General features: G+C 42.6%; 11 protein-coding genes. All 11 read right to left on the bottom strand.

The window, feature by feature from the left end; genetic code table 11:
* Positions 1–253 (bottom strand): tail completion protein gp17 (gene gp17 / locus HMPREF0693_RS00055; RefSeq protein ID WP_004242481.1); only part of this gene is annotated, 253 nt, incomplete at its 3' end.
* A 5-nt stretch (positions 254–258) separates the two neighbouring features.
* Entirely contained in the window at positions 259–732 is a 474-nt protein-coding gene (locus HMPREF0693_RS00050) for an HK97-gp10 family putative phage morphogenesis protein (RefSeq protein WP_004242480.1), read from the bottom strand.
* Complete coding sequence (locus HMPREF0693_RS00045; RefSeq protein ID WP_004242479.1) at positions 722–1,051, bottom strand: phage head closure protein; 330 nt, start codon at positions 1,049–1,051, stop codon at positions 722–724. The genes HMPREF0693_RS00050 and HMPREF0693_RS00045 overlap by 11 nt, the downstream gene beginning before the upstream one ends.
* Positions 1,051–1,350 (bottom strand): head-tail connector protein, encoded by a 300-nt coding sequence (locus HMPREF0693_RS00040; protein WP_004242478.1) that lies wholly within the window; start codon positions 1,348–1,350, stop codon positions 1,051–1,053. The genes HMPREF0693_RS00045 and HMPREF0693_RS00040 overlap by 1 nt, the downstream gene beginning before the upstream one ends.
* A 38-nt stretch (positions 1,351–1,388) precedes the next feature.
* The gene (locus HMPREF0693_RS00035; RefSeq protein ID WP_004242477.1) at positions 1,389–2,555 is read right to left on the bottom strand and encodes a phage major capsid protein; all 1,167 of its coding nucleotides are present in this window, start codon (positions 2,553–2,555) and stop codon (positions 1,389–1,391) included.
* A 3-nt stretch (positions 2,556–2,558) separates the two neighbouring features.
* The gene (locus HMPREF0693_RS00030) at positions 2,559–3,227 is read right to left on the bottom strand and encodes an HK97 family phage prohead protease (protein WP_004242476.1); all 669 of its coding nucleotides are present in this window, start codon (positions 3,225–3,227) and stop codon (positions 2,559–2,561) included.
* A 17-nt stretch (positions 3,228–3,244) separates the two neighbouring features.
* The gene (locus HMPREF0693_RS00025; protein ID WP_004242475.1) at positions 3,245–4,513 is read right to left on the bottom strand and encodes a phage portal protein; all 1,269 of its coding nucleotides are present in this window, start codon (positions 4,511–4,513) and stop codon (positions 3,245–3,247) included.
* Positions 4,513–6,246 (bottom strand): terminase large subunit, encoded by a 1,734-nt coding sequence (locus HMPREF0693_RS00020; protein WP_004242472.1) that lies wholly within the window; start codon positions 6,244–6,246, stop codon positions 4,513–4,515. Before HMPREF0693_RS00020 ends, HMPREF0693_RS00025 begins: the two co-directional genes overlap by 1 nt.
* Positions 6,200–6,667: a phage terminase small subunit P27 family gene (locus HMPREF0693_RS00015; protein WP_004242469.1), complete on the bottom strand. Its 468-nt coding sequence runs from the start codon at positions 6,665–6,667 to the stop codon at positions 6,200–6,202. The genes HMPREF0693_RS00020 and HMPREF0693_RS00015 overlap by 47 nt, the downstream gene beginning before the upstream one ends.
* A 118-nt stretch (positions 6,668–6,785) precedes the next feature.
* The gene (locus HMPREF0693_RS00010) at positions 6,786–7,124 is read right to left on the bottom strand and encodes an HNH endonuclease (RefSeq protein ID WP_004242468.1); all 339 of its coding nucleotides are present in this window, start codon (positions 7,122–7,124) and stop codon (positions 6,786–6,788) included.
* 897 nt (positions 7,125–8,021) lie between these two features.
* Positions 8,022–8,483 (bottom strand): lysis protein, encoded by a 462-nt coding sequence (locus HMPREF0693_RS00005; RefSeq protein ID WP_004251606.1) that lies wholly within the window; start codon positions 8,481–8,483, stop codon positions 8,022–8,024.
* Between the last annotated feature and the right edge of the window lie 27 nt (positions 8,484–8,510).

Genomic DNA, 8,510 nt, shown 5'->3' with positions numbered 1-8,510 from the left:
TAAATGGGATCGCTTCAACAATCTGAGCTTCAATTTTTTTACGCAAGACCATCAGAGGTTGAGGTTGTGGCGCATACACATCAAGTTGCACACGATAGTTGTCTAAATCCGTATCCTCCAACGCACTGTTAGGCGTGATGCTGGCAAACTGGATCACAATGACGGGATAATGCCCTTTGCCTTCGGGTAATACATGAAAAAAAACCCTTCCATCGACAAGCGGTGAAAGGGTCTCTTTTAATTGCTGTATCATGCTCTCTACCTTGCTTTTTCAATATCCTCTTTGAGTGTTTGAACAATCACTTTAACCGTCGTTTCCTTTTTCGCTTCAAAGCTGGGGCGCATAAACGGTTGTGCGGGCATCTTGGCGGTACCAAACTCGACAAACCACCAATAAAACGGATCATTCGGGTTCAATGCTGCACTTTTCCCCGTTGCCTGTTTAAAGGCAGACACTTTTTTACCCGATAATGATTTCACCCAAATACGCGTTTTGACTTGCCCATTGCGTTGTACTTTCGTTTTAGAACGAATATTGCGCTTGATGGTGCCTTTACGTCGATGCGGCACCGTTTCCTTAAGGATAGGCACTCGATGTTTGATTTCTTCTTTTAACGCCGAAGCCCCTGCATTCATCGCCTTACGCGCGCTTTGATTTCTGGTTTTACGGGCGATGTCTTGCATTCGTTGAGCGAGTTCAGACAATCCACTGATTTTAATTTTACCCATCATTCACGCCCTCTTTGCACATTAATTGAAGCTCACGATGACGCTCATCAGGGTCAATAATCGAAATAATATTAAATATTCGCTTACCCCATACAATACGCATCGAAGTATCAATATCAGCGATATAGCGAATAAGAATTCGCATTGTGGCCTCACTTTGTACTTGCTGAGCTTGAAAATATTCTCGCCCTTGATAAGGCATGATCGCTGCACGTACTTTTGTCGCATGATCCGTCCAAATCATATCACTGCCACTGATGGCATCAGGCGCTAATACTGATTTTTGAATATTAATGGTGTGGCGTAATCGTCCCGGATCCATTAACTACCTCGCCAATTTCGACAAAGCAGTAATAATCGTTCTACTGCTTTATTTTCATATAACGGAATTTCACTTTGGCTGGTTCGATGTTCAAACATATCCCCCAGCACCAAAAGCATGGCCGATTTCACTTCATAAGGGATATCATCAGGTGATTTCCATGTGGGTTCATCACACCATCTCAAACAATAATTTAATGCGCTTTGAGCATAAAATATAATCTGCTCATCACGATCATCACCGCTGTATTCGAGATGCTGTTTTAATAAAGAAAGAGGAATGACATCTAAGATATTCATGATGTAATACGGGATAGTTACCTACCCCGACCTATTACTTAAGCACTTCTTCCAGACGTTGGGAAAGTTCCTTTAATTAAGGCTTGAGGGCGATAATGGGCTAATGCTAAACGCTCTTCACACAAAATGGTCAGCATATTCTTCACAAAGTTATCACGATCTTCTCGACTCACTTCGATAACCGCATTCATTCGATCCCATACTTGAGACGCCAAATCAAATGCACCAACAGTAAACTCACCTTGTTTTTGTGCTTTTGTGGGAACAACAGGTAATCCCCACATTACATTTGAAGTAAACGCTTGTGGGCCACCAAAAATATAACGCCCTTCTTTATCTTTCATTAACGCAATAGCATGCCAATCACGAGGATTTAAAATAATACCAGAGGCGCTAAATTCAGATTCTGTCACCTGATAAATGGCATGAGCAACCAGATCGGCATGCGTATCACCCGTAGCACTCAACGTGGTATCATAGGCAGTGGCAACATGATTAATCCCCGTCAAATTATCCGCTGTACCGTCACCATTGAGTAATTGCTCCTCTTCCACTAACGCTAAGCCATACAATAAGCGGTTATTAACGTAAGACTGTAACTGCACAGCATCATCCATCACTTGGCGAGACGCTTGGATCCAATGAGCAATAGTGATCACATTTGCCGTTTGTTTTTCAAAAGTCAGATTAGATTCTGGTTTTTGAGCCTTTTCTTTCACGGGTGCCGCGCTATTGGTAAACAATTTTTCGCGTACATATTCCAGTGAGTTACTGGAAATACGACCTTGTGCTAATAAATCGCGGATAACTAAACGACGCATACCCGGCATAATAATACCCGGTACTTGCATCGGCTGAATGAGAACTCCGGCTGAGCTCGCATCACTGCCTAATGATTTATTAAAGGTTTTCACTTCATAAGAAGCCTGACTCCCATTCCATGATTTTGCCAGCGCTTCTGCTGCTCGCTCAGAAAAATCTTTTTTCGTATTAGGATCATCAGCACTCGTTGCCCCTTTCTGCTCTAAATCAAACAGACGTTCACCGGCTTTTTTTAATTCCTCTTGAACTAAGACTAAATCTGTTTGTAATTGCTTTGAAACTGCGCCAGTAGCTTCAATTTCTTTCTTCTGTGCATCGAAGAGCTCTTGCACCTTTTTTTGTGATCCTTCGATGGCTTCTTGGATAATAGCTAAGTCAGACATATTCTATCCTTTCAGATTAAATGCATTAATTTGGTTAACAATGGATGCGACTAGGGATTGTTGAGTGTCATCGGACTCACTCCGAATAGCGGATTTGAAGCGGGAAATAAAACCGACTGCTTCTGATTTTGATAAACCGGCTGACTCTCTCAGCCAATCCTCAATATCTCGGATCGTTAATAACCCATCAATGCTCTTGAGTGATGAAACCTGTGCTTGGTCATTAGCGGGAAATGTACAAATACTAATTTCACGTAACAGGGAGATATTTTTAAAAATACGACCTGAAGGTGTTCGCTCAAAGTCATTACGCAGACAACCGAATCCGATAGAAAGCCCGTCAACCGTGCCATGCTTCATTGCCGCTTTTAGATCTTGAGCCGCACTATGACCGGGTGTCAGTTGTCCTCTCACTCGTAATCCTTTTTGATCTTCCTCCATGTACTCCCATTTCCCCACAGGAAGCTCCCAGACTCGATGGTTATAAAACATAGCGACTTTTTGTTTTTGCTTATCTAAAACATGCTTAAACGCACCGGGTAAAATAATGTCACCATCGGAATCTTGATGACTAAATACAGAGGCATAACCTTCGAAAACGCCTTGTGTGCCATCACCCGTAAATTTGATTTCCGCTTCATCAAAATTCAGTGTTTTTCTAATATCAGGCATTGAACCCCCATAAATAATTAAGCCCCACTTTCGTGAGGCTCTTTATTGAGTTGGTTAATCGGTAAATATTGTGCTTGCCGGTAAGCGACATCTCCACCTTCAAGAGGAGGATAATTATCGAGCCGTCGCATTTCATTAATAGTTCTTAGCCCCGATTCTCCCATCGCTTTCATAAACGCGGCGCGTGAAGTAGAATCGCCTCGCAATAATCCATCAAGGTTATGTTCAGCATGGTATTTTCCCACTTCGGGGGGTTTTAGAAGCCAACGCGCAATGCAGTTTTCCCATCGGGAGATATAGGGTTGTAAGGTATATTGAAGAAAACCTAAGTTTTGTTGCTCAATACCTGTTCCCCAACTTGTTGATTTTTCAACATCGCCGACTAAATGCGGGGGAACACCAAAGAAACGGGCTAATTCACTGACTTGAAATTTGCGGGAAGACATTGTTTCTGCATCTTGAGGACTAACACCAATATCTTGTGCTTGAAATCCCCCTTCTAAGATCCACAATCGTTTTTTAACGGGACCACCCGCAATTTCTTTGAAATTCTCTTCAAGTTGGCTACGTTGCTCTTTATTCAATACCTTATCGCCCGTTGTCAGAATTTTAGGAGACTTAGCCCCATTAGCGTAAAACTCACGTTGTTGATCTTCCATCGCAACGGCCGTGCTTGCTGTCTTACACGCATAAGCAATCGGCGACAATCCGACTAATCCATTAAAACCAAACCCTTTTAAATGAAAAATTTCATGTTGTTTAAATTTCGCAAACTCATGATCACGCTGATATTTATAGATAATATTCTTCCCCTCCATGCGTACATCCATATTGGCAGACAACAGAGGAAGCAAGCTAATCACATCACCCACTTTATTTCGCTCAATCAACGCGAAAGCATTACCATAAAAGCAAAGCTGCATAGTCATTGCCTCTCGGAATTCTTGAGCGGTCATATATTGATTGGGCGAATATCGCAGTAATCGAGCCAATGGGTTACTTAAATCAACTTTGGTTCTATTTCCCTGTTTATCCGTTTCGAACACATCCAGTGGCAAACAAGCCGTTAACGTCGAAATTAAGCTAACACAACGCCAAACCGTGGATATTTGGAGTATTCGCTCATCATTTACAGAAGAATCACCAAGCGAGCCTTGCGCTGAGATAGCGCCTGATTGTGAACCTTGTTCAGGTGTCACAAGTCTTCCCCCAACAAAGAAGGAAGCCAGACGCGCAAACCAACCATGATTAGTGCGCAAATCGATTGAATATTGTTTATCTGTCATCACATACTCAATGGGTTAGAGAAAAAATCATCAAGGTTGCCATCATCAACCTCACCTTCCGCAGCCCCAATCGCCATTGCTGATGCCACCACACCATCAATTCGACCAGTGCTTTTTTTCTTGGCAAAGACGCGGTTATCTTTTTGGTCAGCCTCAAGCACAGCAGATGCGGCATTCCATCTCAAACAAGGATTGGTGTGGATCTCAATCTTCTTGTCATCAATTAGCTGTTCAAACAGTTCGATAGAGTGTGGCATCCATAGCCCTGAATCTTTGGCTTTGTAATATCCTTGTCCATGCGGAGTTAAAGGAACCGTCACACCCGCTTCATCGAGTTTGGGTTCAAGGTATTTAATGCGATAAGGGTCAAAGGCAATGGCTCTCATGCTGACGTGCATCGCCATTTCAGCAATGCGTTCTGCCACAAATTCATACCTCACCGCATTCCCTGGAGTGGTATGCATAAAACCTTGCCTTACCCATAAGTCGTAGGGCACTCGGTCGGTTTTCGCTCTATCCAATAAAGTGTCTTTGGGTGTCCAAAATTCAACATAAAGACGTTTGAGGCGAGGAAAATACAGGGCTAATGCGGTTAAATCTTTGGTTCCTGATAAGTCCAATCCGCCATAACACTCTTCACCTTGAAGATCATCGAAGGTGAACGTGTTTTCACACTGCATCCATGTTTCACTGTTAATCCACGGATTATCGGCATCCACCCACTGGCAAAAATTAAGCCGACGCACAATGCTTTCTTTTGCGGGCATACCTCGAGCTTGTGTCACTTGTTCACGTAAGTAGCGATCAGAAAAGGTGTAGCCCAATGACGGATTGGCTTTCCCCCAGCAAGACTCATCCTTAAAGGGATCATCGCCCTCATCCAGTGAGCAAATATAGGAAAAGAAGCTGTCGTCTTCGATAGTGCCTTCGGCAACTTTTCGTCCGTATTCATGGTAGTCATAACACACACTGGTTTTATCATGCCCACTATTGGTGATCATAAATATCAAGGCTTGTCGCCGACCTTTTGTGCCCGCTCGCATCATCTCAACGGCGGTATTATTTTTGTGCTCATGAATTTCATCAATCAACGCACAATGGGGACGAGGCCCTGATTGCCCATCATCTGAGCTAATTGGGCGAAAGAATGAACTCGTTTTCAAATAAGCCAAGTTCCACTCTTTGCCTGTTCCGCCTGATTTGGTGATCCGCTGACTTAATGCGGGAGATTGATCAACCATTGCCACCGCATCACGAAACAAAATCATGGCTTGGTCTTTTTTCGTAGCTGCCGCATACACTTCGGCACGCGGTTCACTGTCGGCAACTAAACAATACAACCCAACGCCACCCGCCATCGGTGATTTTCCTGAACCTTTGCCTGATTCAACGTACACCATGCGAAATCGGCGTGTTCCATCTGTCATTTTCCAGCCAAAAATGGAGCCAATCACAAAGCATTGCCAAGGCAATAAAATAAACGGTTTCCCTTCATGCTCCCCGCCATTGAGCTTTAAGACTTTCGCGAAAAAGTCGATCACCCTTTTGACAGTCTCAACATCCCAGACTAATCCTCGTTGCTCGGCTTCGTTTAAATCTTTGAGATGACGTGCACATGCATGACGAATATCAGGCCCCGCTAAAATTTTGCCTTGATGCACGTCTTGCGCGTATTGCGTTGCGGGATCAACCGAAATATTGGTTGAGCGGATCTTCCTCTTCTTCTCCACCATCCATCTTCACCTTCGAACGAGCTGCGGGGGTTAAACCAAACTCGACTAAATAACTTTTAAAGCGGCGATCTGCATCAGCCAACATGGCTACGGCAGGATTCGCTTTAATTAAAAAATCCCCTAGTTGGGTTTTTGTGGTGTATGTCCGACCTTCAATCGGAATGGTGTCTCGCAATTGAAGAATATCGGCGTAGATATCACACAGCCGTTCTAATGCCAGCGTGTCAGCCACGGTTAAAACGCCCATTCCATCGAGTAATAAGGTTAATTTTGCCCACGCCATTTTCCCCCAATCCGTTAAATGTTCGGGTGGGCTTGGAATTTCACGTTTGGGTTGGGGTTCTTTATCGTTGAGTTTTCGTTTTCCCGGATTACCGGTGACCACCTTCAAGTGGGTCGGTTTCGGGCGTCTTCCTGCCATCGGAACCTCCCAGAAAAAAACTTTTCATTTCGCGGTTGTGCGCACAAATGAGGGCGCTAGGTAATCAGGGCGAAAGTGTTTGAACTTTTACCCCGCCCCCACCCTGTATTTCATGGTGTTATTGATGCCAATGAGAATTGGGATCGAGTGGAATGCCATCCGCATTACAGCCAATGACTTTGCCACTCTTTTCGATACGTTGTTTGGTGGAGTTATGATGCAATTCGCACAAGCTTTGGAAGTTCTTTGTGTCCCAGAATAAGGCTTGGGCTTTTGCGATACGTTCTTTATCACCTGATTCAAGCGCTTCTTTAAGACGATGCGGAATAATGTGGTCAACTACTGTGGCCGCAGTAATGCGCCCTTGCTCTTGGCACATGACGCAAAGTGGATGTTCATTAAGAAATGCTAATCGCACCTTTGCCCAGCGACCACCATAGACATTGCGTTTTTTCATTTTTTTTATTCCATTACAAATTTTCCGCAATAAAAAAGCCACCAGTGGTTAACTGATGGCTATCTGTATACACCAATCAATGAATGACGTTTGTAGATGATGTCTCTCCATCGTCACGCCCCTTCTTCTACCTACAGCTGACGTTGCTGATAATGACCGAAAATAACAAAACGGTGGTATTCGTTGTTTTTGATTCTCACTATGTGCTCTCTGTCGAGAATAAAACAGGTCATAGCTAACATAGGAGACAGCGACAATGCGGCGCTTTCTGTTTCAAAAAGATATATAAATATATTTATGTTTTTCAGCCCTGTAATCTCTCTTACAGTTTTTTTTCATCAAAATCTACTGCCCCCCTAACCCAGTACAAATGACGAGCAGTCACTATTATCTAAATAGATATCTGGAGTATTTATGCTCATGTCATTAGTACATGTCCGTGATATCAACTTGTTTACATGATCCATCAGCGAGTAAAAGTACGACTAACTTTTGATTACACATCGTTATTTATTCCATCGGGAGTTCAGATAGAGTGGAATACTATCTACCTCTAAAGAGACACTTACATCAAATAGATACTATATGACATATTACAATTAAATATATTTTTTAATCTACTAATATAACAGAAATACAATATATTCTATTGCATAAAGAAATAATAATTATATAATTGGAAATGATTGATATTTACTTTTTGCTTCATTTTAACCGCCCTATGAACATTAAATCATAGGGCTATTTTTTATCTTACGTCTATTAATCAAATAAAAATAAATAATTAAACACAATAAACTAGCATATATATTTACTTTAGTTATAATAATAAGTCTAACTATACCCATATGAAACAATATATTGTTAGTATTGTCCAGCCTCCCATGCTGGGCTTTTTTATTCCATGCATTCTTGTTTGATATAATCCTGCAACCCTTTAATCATTTGCTCTGACTCTGCAATTCGTTCTCTGAGTAACCAATAATTTCGGATAGCGGTGTCAGTAGGTCGGGCGGTGGTTGCATAAGCCAAGCTGGTGGCGGAAGTGGTTTTGCTTTTTGGGCACTCGGCTTTGATATACACCCGCTCAGGATGACGCTCGCTAATATCACGCAAGCGACTAATTTCATTCTTGGCATTCGCTAACTCCTGCGTATATTGAATATCCAGTTGGTTTAACCGCATTATGCGTGCTTGATAATCAGTATTAATAGACTTCTGTTCTTCAAGAGCTACGGCCAGTTTTTTGTTGATATCTGTCAGTGAATTAATCCTATTAGCTTGCCAATTAACCACCCAATAGCCTCCCACAATGATGCCTACCATCGTAATAACGGCATAGAGTTTCCCGTATTTCATGATTAGTACCGATGATGTGAGAGAGCT

The sequence above is a fragment of the Proteus mirabilis ATCC 29906 genome (genome assembly GCF_000160755.1).
GTDB classification, from domain to species: Bacteria; Pseudomonadota; Gammaproteobacteria; order Enterobacterales; family Enterobacteriaceae; genus Proteus; species Proteus mirabilis.
Note: the sequence above shows the minus strand (reverse complement) of the source record. Positions and strands in the feature narration are given on the sequence as shown.

Bases quoted from the DNA above. Each gene is read 5' to 3' on its own strand.
- HMPREF0693_RS00040 (WP_004242478.1), bottom strand. From the start codon at position 1,350: ATGAATATCTTAGATGTCATTCCTCTTTCTTTATTAAAACAGCATCTC.
- HMPREF0693_RS00035 (WP_004242477.1), bottom strand. From the start codon at position 2,555: ATGTCTGACTTAGCTATTATCCAAGAAGCCATCGAAGGATCACAAAAA.
- HMPREF0693_RS00015 (WP_004242469.1), bottom strand. From the start codon at position 6,667: ATGGCAGGAAGACGCCCGAAACCGACCCACTTGAAGGTGGTCACCGGT.
- HMPREF0693_RS00030 (WP_004242476.1), bottom strand. From the start codon at position 3,227: ATGCCTGATATTAGAAAAACACTGAATTTTGATGAAGCGGAAATCAAA.
- HMPREF0693_RS00025 (WP_004242475.1), bottom strand. From the start codon at position 4,513: ATGACAGATAAACAATATTCAATCGATTTGCGCACTAATCATGGTTGG.
- HMPREF0693_RS00005 (WP_004251606.1), bottom strand. From the start codon at position 8,483: ATGAAATACGGGAAACTCTATGCCGTTATTACGATGGTAGGCATCATT.
- HMPREF0693_RS00010 (WP_004242468.1), bottom strand. From the start codon at position 7,124: ATGAAAAAACGCAATGTCTATGGTGGTCGCTGGGCAAAGGTGCGATTA.
- HMPREF0693_RS00020 (WP_004242472.1), bottom strand. From the start codon at position 6,246: ATGGTGGAGAAGAAGAGGAAGATCCGCTCAACCAATATTTCGGTTGAT.
- HMPREF0693_RS00045 (WP_004242479.1), bottom strand. From the start codon at position 1,051: ATGGATCCGGGACGATTACGCCACACCATTAATATTCAAAAATCAGTA.
- HMPREF0693_RS00050 (WP_004242480.1), bottom strand. From the start codon at position 732: ATGATGGGTAAAATTAAAATCAGTGGATTGTCTGAACTCGCTCAACGA.